Below are 581 nucleotides of genomic sequence, written 5' to 3' on the forward strand. Positions count from 1 at the left end.
GGCGACGAAGAATTCGAGCACGCCGCACAGAATTACACCATCTTCGCCCGCATCTCGCCGGAGCAGAAGGCGCGGCTGATCACCGCGCTGCGGCGCGAGGGGCGAGCCGTCGGCTTCCTGGGCGACGGGGTCAACGACGCGCTGGCGTTGCACGCCGCCGACGTGGGGATCTCGGTGGACAGCGCCACCGACGTGGCCAAGGACGCCGCCGACGTGGTGCTGCTGGAGAAGGACCTCGGTGTGTTGGCCACCGGCGTCGCCGAGGGCCGGCGCATATTCGCCAACACCATCAAGTACGTGCTGATGGGCACGTCGAGCAACTTCGGGAACATGTTCAGCGCCGCGGCCGCATCGGCCCTGCTGCCGTTCCTGCCGATGCTGCCCAGCCAGATCCTGCTGAACAACCTGTTATACGACTCCTCGCAGCTGGCGATCCCCACCGACAGGGTCGACGCCGAGCAGCTGCACGCGCCGTCGCACTGGAACGTCGCGTTCATCCGCCGGTTCATGCTGATCTTCGGACCGATCAGCTCGCTGTTCGACTTCCTGACGTTCGGGTTGATGCTGGGCGTGCTGCGCTC

The 581-nt window shown here is 66.4% G+C and carries 1 protein-coding gene; it reads left to right on the forward strand.

Annotated elements, in window-relative coordinates:
- Positions 1–581 (forward strand): HAD-IC family P-type ATPase (locus A9X04_RS20715; protein ID WP_156764447.1); only part of this gene is annotated, 581 nt, incomplete at both ends.

It is taken from the genome of Mycobacterium sp. E3247 (genome assembly GCF_001667785.1).
GTDB lineage: Bacteria > Actinomycetota > Actinomycetes > Mycobacteriales > Mycobacteriaceae > Mycobacterium.